At 66.9% G+C, this 13,151-nt stretch carries 12 protein-coding genes and 3 tRNA genes; 4 read left to right on the plus strand and 11 right to left on the minus strand.

Features of this window, described 5'->3' with window-relative positions; all coding sequences use genetic code 11:
- The first annotated feature begins 192 nt into the window (after positions 1–192).
- Positions 193–816, plus strand: coding sequence for a murein hydrolase activator EnvC family protein (locus AC3IMC_RS09500; protein WP_490918261.1), 624 nt, complete (start codon positions 193–195; stop codon positions 814–816).
- Here AC3IMC_RS09500 and AC3IMC_RS09505 read toward each other — a convergent pair.
- The 6 genes from AC3IMC_RS09505 to AC3IMC_RS09530 form a co-directional block, all read right to left on the minus strand.
- Entirely contained in the window at positions 813–2,003 is a 1,191-nt protein-coding gene (locus tag AC3IMC_RS09505; protein WP_490918262.1) for an acyl-CoA dehydrogenase family protein, read from the minus strand. The two genes, AC3IMC_RS09500 and AC3IMC_RS09505, sit on opposite strands and share 4 nt — an antisense overlap.
- A 176-nt stretch (positions 2,004–2,179) precedes the next feature.
- A tRNA-Ile gene (locus AC3IMC_RS09510) sits at positions 2,180–2,253 on the minus strand.
- A 75-nt stretch (positions 2,254–2,328) separates the two neighbouring features.
- Positions 2,329–3,525 carry a glycosyltransferase gene (locus AC3IMC_RS09515; protein WP_490918263.1) on the minus strand — a complete coding sequence of 399 codons (1,197 nt, stop codon included), beginning with the start codon at positions 3,523–3,525 and terminating at the stop codon, positions 2,329–2,331.
- A 110-nt stretch (positions 3,526–3,635) separates the two neighbouring features.
- Positions 3,636–4,544, minus strand: coding sequence for a DMT family transporter (locus AC3IMC_RS09520; RefSeq protein ID WP_490918265.1), 909 nt, complete (start codon positions 4,542–4,544; stop codon positions 3,636–3,638).
- Positions 4,544–5,167, minus strand: coding sequence for a CDP-alcohol phosphatidyltransferase family protein (locus AC3IMC_RS09525; RefSeq protein ID WP_490918267.1), 624 nt, complete (start codon positions 5,165–5,167; stop codon positions 4,544–4,546). The genes AC3IMC_RS09520 and AC3IMC_RS09525 overlap by 1 nt, the downstream gene beginning before the upstream one ends.
- 152 nt (positions 5,168–5,319) lie before the next feature.
- Positions 5,320–6,171 (minus strand): phage holin family protein, encoded by an 852-nt coding sequence (locus tag AC3IMC_RS09530; protein ID WP_490918269.1) that lies wholly within the window; start codon positions 6,169–6,171, stop codon positions 5,320–5,322.
- Between the two features lie 181 nt (positions 6,172–6,352).
- Here AC3IMC_RS09530 and AC3IMC_RS09535 point away from each other — a divergent pair, with 181 nt between their 5' ends.
- The 3 genes from AC3IMC_RS09535 (at position 6,353) to AC3IMC_RS09545 (ending at position 8,238) form a co-directional block, all read left to right on the plus strand.
- Positions 6,353–7,576, plus strand: coding sequence for a multidrug effflux MFS transporter (locus AC3IMC_RS09535; protein ID WP_490918270.1), 1,224 nt, complete (start codon positions 6,353–6,355; stop codon positions 7,574–7,576).
- 12 nt (positions 7,577–7,588) lie between these two features.
- Entirely contained in the window at positions 7,589–7,768 is a 180-nt protein-coding gene (locus AC3IMC_RS09540; RefSeq protein WP_490918271.1) for a YMGG-like glycine zipper-containing protein, read from the plus strand.
- A gap of 62 nt (positions 7,769–7,830) precedes the next feature.
- Positions 7,831–8,238: a hypothetical protein gene (locus tag AC3IMC_RS09545; protein ID WP_490918272.1), complete on the plus strand. Its 408-nt coding sequence runs from the start codon at positions 7,831–7,833 to the stop codon at positions 8,236–8,238.
- 48 nt (positions 8,239–8,286) lie between these two features.
- Here the strand turns inward: AC3IMC_RS09545 and AC3IMC_RS09550 are convergent.
- The 5 genes from AC3IMC_RS09550 to dusB all read right to left on the minus strand — a co-directional run bounded on the left by AC3IMC_RS09550 (position 8,287) and on the right by dusB (position 13,144).
- Positions 8,287–8,362, minus strand: a tRNA-Asn gene (locus AC3IMC_RS09550).
- Positions 8,363–8,508: 146 nt separating this feature from the next.
- Positions 8,509–8,581 (minus strand) — tRNA-Asn (locus tag AC3IMC_RS09555).
- Positions 8,582–8,657: 76 nt separating this feature from the next.
- Positions 8,658–10,628 (minus strand): DNA primase, encoded by a 1,971-nt coding sequence (gene dnaG / locus AC3IMC_RS09560; RefSeq protein WP_490918273.1) that lies wholly within the window; start codon positions 10,626–10,628, stop codon positions 8,658–8,660.
- A 52-nt stretch (positions 10,629–10,680) separates the two neighbouring features.
- The gene (locus AC3IMC_RS09565) at positions 10,681–11,970 is read right to left on the minus strand and encodes a deoxyguanosinetriphosphate triphosphohydrolase (protein WP_490918274.1); all 1,290 of its coding nucleotides are present in this window, start codon (positions 11,968–11,970) and stop codon (positions 10,681–10,683) included.
- Positions 11,963–13,144 carry a tRNA dihydrouridine synthase DusB gene (gene dusB / locus AC3IMC_RS09570; RefSeq protein ID WP_490918275.1) on the minus strand — a complete coding sequence of 394 codons (1,182 nt, stop codon included), beginning with the start codon at positions 13,142–13,144 and terminating at the stop codon, positions 11,963–11,965. The genes AC3IMC_RS09565 and dusB overlap by 8 nt, the downstream gene beginning before the upstream one ends.
- Positions 13,145–13,151: the final 7 nt, after the last annotated feature.

The following is a 13,151-nucleotide window of genomic DNA, read 5'->3' on the forward strand; positions in this document are numbered from 1 at the left end:
GCGGTCCGGACAAGGGAAAACACCATTGGCGTTGACCACTGGTTCGGGAAGCGTAGAGGGCGCAGCAAACTGCTCCGTCAAGTGTACTACAGGCACCCGCGTCCGGCGGACCGGCCGCGGGGCCCGCAGCCGTTGTCCACATAGCAGGAAAATGGCCTGCCGAAAGTCCCCGTTCCGGGACATGCTGGCGTGATGAAACCCCCAGTCCTCCTGGCCGCCCTTCTGCTGCTGCCCGCCTCCGTGGCGTCGGCAGGCCACCCGCCCGCAGGTTTTCCCCTCGATGGGCCGCCCCGCCTGCCTGGCAGTGCGGCATCCGGGCGGACAATGTCCATGGGTCCGGGGATAACGACGGCGGCCCGCGGGATGGTTGCCGCACCCTCCTGGCGCTGGCCGCTGGCTCCGCGGCCGCCCGTGCTCCGCGGCTTCGACCCCCCGCCCAAACCGTGGCTCAGCGGGCACCGGGGCGTGGACCTGGGCGCCGCGGGCGACGGAGCGCAGGTCACGTCCCCCGCCGCCGGCACGGTGAGTTTCGTCGGCGTGGTGGTGGACCGGCCCGTCATTACCATCGACCATGGCGGCGGCCTGCGGAGCAGCTTCGAGCCGGTGGACAGCGCGTTGGCGCCGGGCAGCGCGGTGGCCGCCGGCGAGGTGATCGGCACCGTCCTGCCCGGGCACTGCCCGGCCGCCGGCAGCTGCATCCACTGGGCTGTCCGGGACGGTGAAGAGTACGTCAATCCGCTGCAGTTCGTCGTGGACCTTCGCCCGTCCGTATTGCTGCCCCTTTCAGGCGCAGCCGGGCGGGCCCATCCCGGCTAGACGATGGCAGAGATGCCCGTGATGGCCCGTCCAGTGACCAGGGTGTTGATTTCGGCCGTGCCTTCGTACGAATAGATAGCCTCCGCGTCAGCGAAGATCTTGGCCATTTCGAAGTCGGTCACAATGCCGTTGCCGCCCAGGATGCTGCGGCCGAGGGCAACACTTTCCCGCATGCGGGCGGTAGCGAAGGCCTTGCCCAGCGCGGACTGCTCATCCCTGGCCTTCCCCTCGTCCTCCAGTTGGGACAGCCGCACCATCATGCCCATGGAGCTGACGGCGTTGCCCAGGATCCGCACCAGCTGGTCCTGGATGAGCTGGAAGGATGCCAGGGGACGGCCGAACTGGTGGCGTTCCACGGCATAGCGCCGGGCAACGTCGAACGCCGCCAGCTGCAGGCCGACTGCCTGCCACGCGACAGCCAGCCGCGTCACCTTCAGGACCTTGTTGACGTCCCGGAAGCTGTTGGCGTTTGCCAGTTTGAAGAAGTCCGGGACCACCACGTCCGCCAGGAGGATGTCGGCGTTCTGGACCGTGCGGAGCGAAATCTTGTTTTCGATTTTTTCGGTGCTTACGCCCGCCAGCGAAGTGTCAACGAGGAACCCCTTGACCTGGTTGTCCGCCACGTCGCGCGCATAGACCACTACCCAGTCGGAGAAGGTGGCGTTGCCGATCCACCTCTTGGCCCCGTTAAGGACCCAGTTGCCGCCGTCCTTCCGGGCCGTGGTCCGGGTTCCACCGGCGACATCGCTGCCGCCCAGCGGCTCCGTCAGCCCGAAGGCGCCGATTTTCTTCAGGGAATAGATCTCCGGCAGCCACTCATCCTTCTGTTCCGGGGAAGCCAGCGCCTCGATGGAGCCGGTGAACAGCCCGTCGTGCACCCCCAGGAAGGTGGAGATGGAGGCGTCCGCCCGTGTGACTTCTGCGTGCAGCATGCCCGCGAAGAGGTTCGAGTAGCCCTGGCGCCGGACCGGGCTAACCAGGTCCAGGCCGGCAAGCTTCGGCACGAGGTCCATCGGGAACTCCGCACGGTTCCAGCAGTCAACGGCGATGGGGCGGACTTCGCGGGCCAGGAAGTCCCGGACCTCGGCAAGCCGGTCCCGCTCCTTGTCGGGGAGGAGTTGCTCGAAGGCGTAGAAGTCGCCGTCGGCGTACGGAAGATCTTGGGGATCGGCAGCAGAGGTGGCCATGGATACCTTCTTCGATGATGATCAGCGCTCACCATGCACCAAGGTCGACGCACGGTATGTTACTGACCAGTAACATACCGCAGGATGCCCCGGGAACCAATAAATTGCCGCGTTAAACAAGAAACCGCGGCCGACGTAATCGTCGGCCGCGGTTGATGCGGCTTGCTGCGCGCACGTAGGGCTACTCGGACTTGAACCGAGGACCTTAGGATTATGAGTCCCGCGCTCTAACCAGCTGAGCTATAGCCCCAATGCCCGCGGCGGGCGGCGTGGAAACGCTGCGGTGCGGCAGGGCAAAAACACTCTAGCAAACCCGGGAAAGGGTTTAGACCACTTTGTCCTCGAAGGACGCGCCGCGGTACAGGTCCTCGAAGGTCTGGAGGGTGCCCTGGATGCTGTGCGGCTCCACCATCTCGCGGCTGGCGCGGCCCATGGCACGCTGTTCGTCCTTGGGAAGCTCGAGGACCTGGGTGATCTTCTTCGCCAGGTCGTCGCTGTCGTTAGGCGTAAAGAGGTAGCCGTTCTGGCCATCGCGCACCAGGTGCGGCAGTGCCATGGCGTCCGCAAGCACCACAGGGGTGGAGGCGGACATGGCTTCCAGCGTGACCAGGGACTGCAGCTCCGCCGTTCCCGGCATGCAGAACAAGTCGGCCCGGATGTAGGCACGGCGCAGGTCGGCGTCGCTGGCGAGGCCCAGGAATGCGACCCTGTCCCCCAGCCCGAGCCGCTGCACCAACTCCTCCAGGGACTCACGCACTTCGCCGCCGCCGACGATTTGCAGGTGCACGTTCAGCTCCCGGGGAGTCTTGCTGATGGCCCTGATCAGGACGTCCACGTGCTTTTCTTCCGCCAGCCTTCCGGCAAACAGCACGGTGGGGTGAGGGTGCGGCTCGATGTGCTCGCCGGGCAGGAGTTCGTAGGCTGCCGAGTCGATGCCGTTGGAGAGGGGCAGGACCTTGCGCAGGAAGGCATGCTCATGCATGGCCTTGGCCGCCAGCGGGGTGGGCGTGGTGATCACGTCCGCCTGGCCCATCACCTTGCCCATGTCCTTCCAGGAAATCCGTCCAATGATGTCCTTGAACCACTGCGGGAAGGGCAGGAACGGGTTGAGGTTTTCCGGCATGAAGTGGTTGGTGGCAACGACCCGCACGCCGCGCTTCACGGCCTCGTAGAGCACGTGCTCGCCAATCATGTAGTGGCTTTGGATGTGCACGACGTCGGGCTTCACCCGGTCGAACAGGAGACTGATTTCCTTCTTGATTTCCCAGGGGAAGCAGATGCGGAAGGTGTCGTGGGTGGGGACGCTGTGGGAGCGGAGGCGGTGGACCGTTGCCTCGTCGCGGAATTCGGTGAAGCTCTTTCCCTTGCCGTCGCGGCAGGCCAGGACGTGGACGTTGTGCCCCCTGGCGGTCATTCCTTTGGCCAGGCGGTATCCGAACTGGGCAGCACCGTTGACGTGGGGCGGGTAGGTGTCAGCGGCGATCAGGATGGTGAGGGGGCGCTGGTCGGCTGGCGTGGTCATGGAGTACTCCTGATGGTCACGGTGCGGACAGCATGGAACTGGCAGCACGGCTGGCTGCGGTGCATTGGCATGCGGCCTCGTGGAATTGCTGGGTGTTGGGCGGGATCGGGCTAGTGGGACGGCCTGCCGGCGGCCTTCCGCGCGTCCTTCTTGCGCTTGGTGACCTCCGGGTGGTGCCGGGAAAGGGCGATAACCCCAACGATAGCAAGGCAGGCCGCCGTTCCCATTGCAATGGCCATGACCGCATGCACATCGGGGCGCAGTTCGCCGAGGATGATGATGCCGATGGCGATGCCGACCATGGGGTCGATCACGGTCAACCCGGCGATCACCAGGTCCGGCGGCCCGGTGGAGTACGCACTCTGGACGAACCATGATCCCAGGCCGCCGGCGGCGATGATGGCCAACACCGAGTACCACTGCACATTCAGCAGGAAGAGGCCGTTGGGGTCCAGGAGGTGTTTGCCGATGATCCGGGTCAGCACCGCCACGAAACCGAAGAGGATGCCGGCACCCAGGATGTAGACGAAGGAGTTCATCCGGTGCTTGAACATCACCGCCAGGGTCCCAAACAATCCCACTGCAAGGGCAAGCAGGAGCACGATGGTCAGTTCGTCCTCCAGGCTGACATGGTGGCTTTCCTGGGTCACGTTGACCGCGAGCAGGACGAACAGCGCGGATCCCGTCACGCAGGCGGCGATCGACACGGCAGTGGCACGGTTGATGGTGAGGTCCTGGTCCCGCGCGTTAATGATGGTGGTGATGACGAGGGCTATGGCCCCGATAGGCTGCACCACCGTGAGCGGGGCGGATACCAGCGCCACGGCATTCATGGCCATTCCGGTGCACAACAGGAGGAGGCCGAACATCCAGCGGGGGTTGCGCAACAGGCGGAGGAAACCGTTGGAGCTCAATGCCAGGCCGCCCGTGTCCGCTTTCACCGCGCTGCCCTGCCGCTGCGCGCCAAGGGCGAGGCAGAACGCGCCCAGGACCGCCAGGCCGACGGCTACCCACACCATCAGGCGGTCCCGCCGTCGTGCTGTTGGTGTTCCCGGCCCTTGCGCAGGATGGCCCAGAAGTAGTTGTAGGCGGCGATCCAGTGGCCTACCAGGCCCAGGCCCAGCACCACCCAGGCGACGGCGAAGAGTTGGGCCGAGAACCCGGTGTCCAGCCGGGACAGGACAAGCAGCGGTGTCCCCAGCAGGAGCAGGCCGGTCCTGACCTTGCCCACGACGCTCACCGGAAGGTCGGGGTGCCCACGGAAGAAGAAGAGTGACATGGCAAGCAGCACGGCGTCCGGGACCACGAGTGCGGCCAGGTACAGCCAATGCACGACGCCGGCGATCACCAGGGTGACGGCGACGGCGATCATTGCCAGCCGGTCGGCGATGGGGTCCAGTACCCGGCCCAGCCTCGAAGCCTGGTCGAAGCGGCGGGCAACGTAGCCGTCAATCCAGTCGGTTCCGGCCATGACTGCCAGGACGACGACTCCTGCCCCGTATTCCCGCTGCGCCAGGACAAGCCAGATGAACAGCGGCACGCCCATGAAGCGCACCACGGTGAGCAGGTTGGGGATGGTGAACACGGCGTCGTGGTCCACCTGGGGACGGCCAGGCCGCGCGCCTGCACCGATGAACTTCACCCGTCCCCCTTTCCTTCCTGCCGCTTCCTGTCGCGCCCTGTGTAATAAGGCGCACTGTGTGATGGTGCGCGCCGTGTGATGGTCCGCCTCCTGTGATGCTGCGCCGTGGTGGCGTGCTGCGTGCTGCGTGCCGCTGGCGCCGGTGGCTGGGGCTAGTACGTGCGCAGGAGCCGCCGGAGCAGGACCACCAGGACGGTCCCGGCAGCCGCGAGGGCTGCCAGTGGCTTCCAGCGCTCCCGGAGGCTGGCAGAACCGGACAGGCCTGCCAGCTTTTGCGCCGCGGCGTCCTTGCTGCGCACGGCGAGCACCTGGCCTTCGCGTGCCTTTTGCTGCGCGGCGGCCAGCAGGTACCGGCCCTGGGTCTTCAGGTCCAGTTCCGTACCGAGTTCATCCCGGACTTCGGTCAGGTGGTGGCGGCGCTGGTTCAGGCGGCGTGCCAGTTCAGCCTCGGAGGCGTGCGGGTACTCCTGGTCGTGCTGGGCGGCCTTGGCCTCCTTTTCGGCTTTGGCCTTGGCAGCGGCTTCGGCCTTGGCCGCCTTCGCGGCTTTGCCTTCGGGGCTTTCCGGGTCGAGCACCGCCGGATTGAACGCGGAGCCCTCCTTGGCAACGCCGATGTCGTACTTGATCCCCCGGATGGTTTCCTCCGGCAGCAGGGGCATGGCTTTCTTGAACCTGCCGACGCCGACCAGGCCGCCGATGAGCGCGATCAGCAGGAAGGCTGCGGAGACCAGGAGGGCTGCCAGCCAGGCGGGCATGATGGTGGCCAGGCCCATGATGGCGGCAACGATCAGTCCCACCACCAGGAAGAGGAGGAAGATGAGGGCCACGGCGAGGAAGGCGGCGGCAACTCCGACCTGGACACCTTTGCGCTTCAGTTCGAACTTGGCGAAGGCGATCTCGTCATTGAGCTGGCGGGGCGCCAACCGGAAAAGGAGTTTTAGCGTCCCGGGCAGCGCGGTGAAGCGCAATCCCGGGCTGGTACGCCCGCTGTGACGTCCGCTCATCGGTGCCGCCTTACTGGTCTGATGGGTCGATATTGCTTCCGTTGTGCCGCGGAAATGTGCAGCCGCACAGTCCACGCCACCCAAACTACCATTCAGGTTCAGGGCGGACTTCCGGGCTTGCCGGACGGCGCGGCCTACAACGATGAAAAAACAGCCCGGCCCGGGCCTAGGATTGTTGTCCGTGACCACTCCCGCCAATCCGGGCGACCTCCTCAGCCGCCGCCGGAAGCTCTTGTACATCCTCCTCCTCGGTGCCCTGACCGCCCTTGGCCCCTTCACCATCGACCTTTACCTGCCGGCTTTCCCTGCCTTGGAGGCGAGCCTGGGAGTGACTGAGGCGCAGGTCCAGCTCACCCTGGCCGGCACCACCGTGGGGTTTGCCTTCGGCCAGCTGGTGGTGGGCCCGTTCAGCGACAAGTTCGGCCGCAGGACGCCACTGATCCTCGCCACCGCGCTGCACATCGCGGCCTCCCTGGGGGCGGCCCTCTCCACGGACATCACCACGCTGGGGATCTTCCGCGTGCTCATGGGCGTCGGCGCTGCGGGCGGCGGCGTGGTGGCCATGGCCATGGTGCGTGACCTGTTCTCCGGATATGCCATGGTGCGGATGTTCTCGCGGATGTCCCTGGTGAATGGACTGGCGCCCATCCTGGCCCCGGTGATCGGATCGCAGCTGCTCCTGGTGATGCCGTGGCCCGGGATCTTCGTGTTCCTGGCCGCCTACGGAAGCCTGGTGATCGTGGCGGCCCTGCTGCTGGTGCGCGAAACGCTTCCGCCGGAGAAGCGGGGGCACAACGGCATGACGGCACGGCAGCGCTACAAGGTCCTCTTCAGTGACCGGATCTTCGTGGGACTGTTGATGGTTGCCGGGTTCAACTTCGGCGGCCTCTTCACCTACCTTTCCGCCTCCCCGTTCCTGTTCCAGGACGTCTTCGGGTTTTCGGCCCAGCAGTACGGTCTGCTGTTCGGGATCAATTCCCTGGGCATCGTGGCGGGCGTGCAGACCAGTTCCCGTCTGATCAGGATTGTGCCGCCGCAATGGATCCTGGCATTCGCCACGGCGTGGCTGTTCCTGATGGCCGTGCTGATCGTGGTGTTCGACCGCCTGGGCATGGGCCTCTGGGGCGTGATGGTGCCGCTGTGGTTCTACATCATGGGCACCGGCTTCATGTTCCCCTGCGTCCAGGTGCTGGCCCTGGCAAGCCACGCGTCGCAGGCGGGAACGGCCGCCTCCCTGCTGGGTGCCGCAACCTTCCTGATGGCGGGCCTGATCTCCCCGGTCGTGGGCTGGCTTGGAATCACCAGCGCCATGCCGATGGGAGCGGTGCAGGCTGCCTGCATCCTGCTCGCGATCGCCGCTTTGTGGCTGGTGGTCCGTCCCCGCACCGTCCCGTCCATCCACTAGTCCGTGCCTGCCATGAACCGAAAACCGCACCGCAACGGACGGGGACTGTTCCTCGGGGCCGTGCTTGGCGCCGTCGTCGGCTATTTCGCCGGCCGCGCCCTCGGCAACCCGGCCATCGGCATGGTGCTGGGCCTGCTGGCGGGTGCCGCGCTGCTGTACCGCGTCAATCCGGGGCCGCGGAGACGCCGCTGATTGTTGTGCCGCGCCGGGCTCTTCACCTGCCGTCCGGCGCCATCGCGCGATAAAATATGTCCGTGCCCAACTGGCAGGATAGACCGCCACTTCCGGCCACATGGCAACGGTGCGACGCCCGGATTCTGCCACTGTGGTGGGACCGGCTGTGTGCGCAGGCAGGGCAGCAGTCCGCCGCGCTGTACGCCGCAGGGCTGTTCACGGAGGACCGCCGCAGGCCCATCGCCCAGTGGTTCAATCCCGCCTACGATGCCGCCCTGCTGGTGGCCCCTGAGACCTCGCCGGAATGGCCGGTGCAGCGCTTCGGCATCTTCTACGCGCCGCCGGGCTCCGGCTTCGTCCGGATCCATTCGGCCCCGCACGAGTGGAACCCGCGCGAGCCGCGGAAGTCCCCCACCGAGCAGGAGGCTTTCCTGGCGGCAGTGGCCGAGGCCGAACGGTTCCTGCAGGTGGAAATGGATTTCGTCTGAACCAAAAAATCCCCGTTCCTCCACAGTGGAGGAACGGGGATTTTTCGTTGGCTCCTCCTGCTGGACTTGAACCAGCAACCCTTCGATTAACAGTCGAATGCTCTGCCAATTGAGCTAAGGAGGAATGAAGCAGGTACGACATTAGCAAACGATTAACGCCAAGGGAAATCGGCGGATTTCCGGGGCGGAACGGGGACCGCCAGCCCGGGAAACGCGCTGCGGGGGCAAGAAAAAATCCCCGCTCCGGAAGGCCGGAACGGGGATTGGAAGCTCCTCCTGCTGGACTTGAACCAGCAACCCTTCGATTAACAGTCGAATGCTCTGCCAATTGAGCTAAGGAGGAATGAAGCGGGTATTAGCCTAGCAAACACCTGGGCCGGAAACGAAATCGGGGCCGGCGGCGCAGTCTTCCCGCCTGCCTAGGCGTCTGCCCGCAGCGCCCGGCGTTCCATTTCCAGCATCATCAGTTCACGGTTGAGCCGCTGGTAGGTGTCCGGGTCCGCCGCGGCGTCCAGGCGCTGCAACTGGCCCATCTTGTCCGCCTTGACGCGGGTGATCTGGAGTTCAAACAGACGGGACAGGATATCGCGGCAGTACTTCTGCACCGCTTCCTCGGTGTGGGCCGGCAGCGGCACCACGGCAAGCTCGGAGACCAGGGGCCGCAAGGGCTCGGGGACCTCATGCATGACCTGTTCCACCCAGCGCACGGGGTCCACCGTCAGCCCGGCGCCGGTGGCGCGCATGGCGTCGTGCACGGACTGGAAGGCAGGGGTGGCGAACCGGGCGGCAGCGAAGCGGTCCCACACCGCGCCGGCCAGCAGCGAGGGCTGCTGCAGCGCCACTTCCAGCGCCTGCCGCTCCATGGACGCCACAGGGTCCCGCGGGTCCGGGCGGTGGAAGGACGGTACAGCGCCCGAGGACGGCCCGTCAGCCACGCCCGGACCGCCGGCAGGGCCCGTGGCGGGGTAGGCGCCGGGACGGTTTGGTGCGCCAGGGCCGGGTGCACCGGCACCCTGGGCCCCTGGCGCCGTTCCCCGCCCCTGGTCCCCGCGCTTGGCTGCGTTCTTCACTTCCGCGGTGACGAGGCGGAGTACCTCGTTGGGGTCCGGCATGCCCAGCCAGCCCGTCAGCGCCTGGCAGTAGCCCGTCCGGGTTGAGGCATCACGGATGGCCGCCACCACCGGCACGGAGGCCTTCAGGCCCTGGACGCGGCCTTCGACGGTGTCCAGGTTGAACTGCTTCAGGGTGGTGCGGATCGCGAATTCGAACAGCGGCCGGCGGGACTGGATCAGGGCGTGCACGGCCTCGTCGCCCCGGCTGAGGCGGAGGTCGCAGGGGTCGGCGCCGCTGGGTTCCACGGCCACGTACGTCTGGGCGGTGAAACGCTGGTCCTCCTCGAAGGCACGCAGGGCGGCCTTTTGCCCGGCGGCGTCGCCATCGAAGGTGAACACCACCTCTCCCCCGGTGCCATCGTCCGACAAAAGCCGCCGGGCGATCTTGATGTGCTCGGTGCCGAACGCCGTCCCGCAGGTGGCCACCGCCGTCGTAATTCCTGCCAGGTGGCAGGCCATGACGTCCGTGTAGCCCTCCACCACCACCAGCTGGCGGTCCTTGGCGATGCTGCGCTTGGCGAGGTCGATGCCGTAGAGGACCTGCGACTTCTTGTAGAGCGTGGTCTCCGGGGTGTTGAGGTATTTGGGGCCCTGGTCCTCTTCGTAGAGCTTCCGGGCGCCAAAGCCGATGGTGTCGCCGGCGATGTCCTTGATGGGCCAGATGAGGCGGCCGCGGAAGCGGTCGTAAATGCCCCGGTTGCCCTCGCTGAACATCCCCGTGAGCTTGAGCTCGGCGTCGGTGAAGCCGCGGCCGCGCAGGTGCTTCAGGAGGGCGTCCCAGCCCTGCGGGGCGTAGCCGCAGCCAAAGTGCTCCGCGGCTGCCCTGTCGAAGCCCCGGCCGAACAGGAAGTTCCGCGCCTCGCCGGCTCCGGGCGTGAGCAGCTGGGCGCGGAAGAATTCGTCCGCTATCTTGTGGGCATCCAGCAGCCGCTGGCGGCGGCCCACTTCCTCGCGGTTGGGCCCGGTTCCGCCGTCCTCGTAGCGCAGCTCGTAGCCGATGCGGGCAGCGAGCTTTTCCACGGCTTCCTGGAACGAGCTGTGGTCCTGCTTCTGCACGAACGCGATGACGTCGCCGTCCTCGCCGCAGCCGAAGCAGTGGTAACGGCCAACCTGGGGACGGACTGTGAAGGACGGCGAGCGCTCGTCGTGGAAGGGGCACAGGCCCTTGAATGTCCCCAGCCCGGCGCCCTTGAGCGTGACGTAGCCGTCAACTACTTCCTTGATGTCCGTGCGCTGGCGTACTTCATCGATATCTTCACGTTTAATCAGCCCAGCCACAGAGTAATCCTAGTCCCGCGGTTTGACGCCCGGTCGCGGCAGGTAATGCCCGTCACCACAGCGACGGCAGGCTCCCCACCAGGCGTTCGTACATGGCCAGGGCGGACCCGTCGGTCAATGAAGCCACTTGGTCGATGACCACCCGCAGGCGGGCGGCATCGTCGTCGGCGGCACGCCAGTCCGCAGCGAACATGGGTTCCAGGTGCCGGTCGCCGGTGGCGCTCAGGGCGGTGACGAGGGCGTGCAGCACTTCGCGCTGGCGCTCGTAGATCGGCTGCCGGTGTTCGGTGGTCATGACGAAGGTGGTCGCCAGGCCCTTCATGACCGCGATCTCCATCACGGTCTCGTCCGGGACCATGAGTTCGGCGTTGTAGCGGGTGAGCTTCTCCGGCCCGTACACGGCGCGCGTGGTCTCCAAAGCGCTCTGGCAGAACCTGCCGATCAGCTGGCTGGTCATGTTCTTCAGCGCGGCCATGGACTTGCGGCTGCCGTCAGCTTCACGGACCCAGACGTCGGTCGCTTCCAGCCGGGCCAGGGCGGCATCGATGGCGGCGGGATCGTTGTGCGGCAGGTACCACTGCTTGGCGTAGCCCACCACGCGGGCGCGGTGGTCCGGGTTGTCCATCCAGCGCAACTGGAAGTGGCCGGCCACGATCGCGTCCTCCACGTCATGCACCGAGTAGGAGATGTCGTCCGCCAGGTCCATCACCTGGGCCTCGAGGCAGGACCTGCGTTCGGGGGCCCCTTCGCGGATCCACGTGAAGATGGGCAGATCGTCCTCGTAGGCGCCGAACTTGCTGGTCCGCTGGCCGTGGATCACCGGCGCTTCCAGGGCGGACCAGGGATATTTCGACGCCGCGTCGAGGCTTGCGCGGGTGAGGTTCAGCCCCGCGGGCTGCCCGCCGGCCGTGAGCACCTTGGGTTCGAGCCGCGTGAGCAGGCGCAGGGTCTGGGCGTTGCCTTCGAAACCGCCGATGGCGTGCGCCACCTCGTTCAAGGCGGATTCGCCGTTGTGCCCGAAGGGCGGGTGGCCCAGGTCGTGGCTCAGGCATGCCGTATCCACCACATCCGGGTCGCAGCCCAGCGCCCGCCCCAGTTCGCGGCCAACCTGTGCCACTTCCAGGCTGTGGGTGAGGCGGGTGCGGACGAAGTCGTCCGTGTCCGGTGCCACCACCTGCGTCTTGGCGCCCAGCCGGCGCAGGGCCGAGGAGTGCAGCACGCGGGCGCGGTCCCGCTCAAAGTCGGAGCGGTAGGTGCTCTTGGGCGGCTCCTCCACCCAGCGGGCGGAGTCGTGGGCGTCGTAGCCCGGGAGCACGGCCGCCGCCGTACGGGCCTCAGCCACCGGAGACGTCCAGTTCGGCGGCGGCGATGTCACGGGACTGCTCGTCGTTCAACGCCCGCGAATCCAGCCAGTCCTTGGGCAGGGCCGGCTTCTTCGGGGTGCCGGCGCGGCCGCGGGGGCCCTCCGAGTCCACCCCCGGGTAGGGCACGTCCGGGTCGAGTTCGTCCAGGAGGGACCGCAGGACCTCGAGGGTTGGCACTGTGGCGAGCTTCGCGCGCAGGTCGCCGCCCACCGGATAGCCCTTGAAGTACCACGCCATGTGCTTGCGGATTTCCCGCAGCGCCTTGTACTCGTCCCCGCCGAACGTCTCGATCATGAGCTGGGCATGACGGTAAACGCCGTCGGCCACCTGGCGCAGGTTGGGCCGGTGCCGGACGTCGCTGCCTTCGAACGCGGCCTGCAGGTCGCCGAACAGCCAAGGCCTGCCCTGGCAGCCGCGGCCCACCACCACGCCGTCGACGCCGGTCTCACGGACCATCCGGACGGCGTCCTCGGCAGACCAGATGTCGCCGTTGCCCAGCACGGGTATGTCCGGCAGCGCCTCGCGCAGGCGCGCGATGGCTGACCAGTCGGCCTGTCCCGAATAGAACTGCGCGGCTGTGCGGCCGTGGAGCGCGACGGCGGCCACGCCGGCGTCGCGGGCGATCCGGCCGGCGTCGAGGTAGGTGATGTGGTCGTCGTCGATGCCCTTGCGCATCTTGATGGTCAGCGGGATGTTGCCCTTGGAGGCTTCCCTGACGGCTGTCTGGACGATGGCGGTGAAGAGGTCGATCTTCCACGGCAGCGCGGAGCCGCCGCCGCGCCGGGTGACCTTGGGGACGGGGCACCCGAAGTTCAGGTCGATGTGGTCGGCCCGGTCCTCCTCCACCAGCATTCGCACGGCGGCGCCCACGGTGACGGGGTCCACACCGTACAGCTGGACGGACCGGACCTTTTCGTCGTCGTCGTGGGAAATGATCCGCAGGGACTCGGGGGTCCGTTCAACCAGCGCGCGCGAGGTGACCATCTCCGCCACGTACATGCCTCCGCCGTATTCTCGGCAGAGCCTGCGGAAGGCGGAATTGGTGATGCCGGCCATGGGAGCCAGGATCACCGGCGTGTCCACGGTGATGGGACCCAGCTTCAGGGGCGGGAGTTCCAGCTTGGGGGCGGGAGGAGTTGCTGCAACAGTCACCTGTCCA

The sequence above is a fragment of the Arthrobacter sp. E70 genome (assembly GCF_058266945.1).

Bases quoted from the DNA above. Each gene is read 5' to 3' on its own strand.
- AC3IMC_RS09500 (WP_490918261.1), top strand. From the start codon at position 193: ATGAAACCCCCAGTCCTCCTGGCCGCCCTTCTGCTGCTGCCCGCCTCC.
- AC3IMC_RS09505 (WP_490918262.1), bottom strand. From the start codon at position 2,003: ATGGCCACCTCTGCTGCCGATCCCCAAGATCTTCCGTACGCCGACGGC.
- AC3IMC_RS09515 (WP_490918263.1), bottom strand. From the start codon at position 3,525: ATGACCACGCCAGCCGACCAGCGCCCCCTCACCATCCTGATCGCCGCT.
- AC3IMC_RS09520 (WP_490918265.1), bottom strand. From the start codon at position 4,544: ATGGTGTGGGTAGCCGTCGGCCTGGCGGTCCTGGGCGCGTTCTGCCTC.
- AC3IMC_RS09530 (WP_490918269.1), bottom strand. From the start codon at position 6,171: ATGAGCGGACGTCACAGCGGGCGTACCAGCCCGGGATTGCGCTTCACC.
- AC3IMC_RS09540 (WP_490918271.1), top strand. From the start codon at position 7,589: ATGAACCGAAAACCGCACCGCAACGGACGGGGACTGTTCCTCGGGGCC.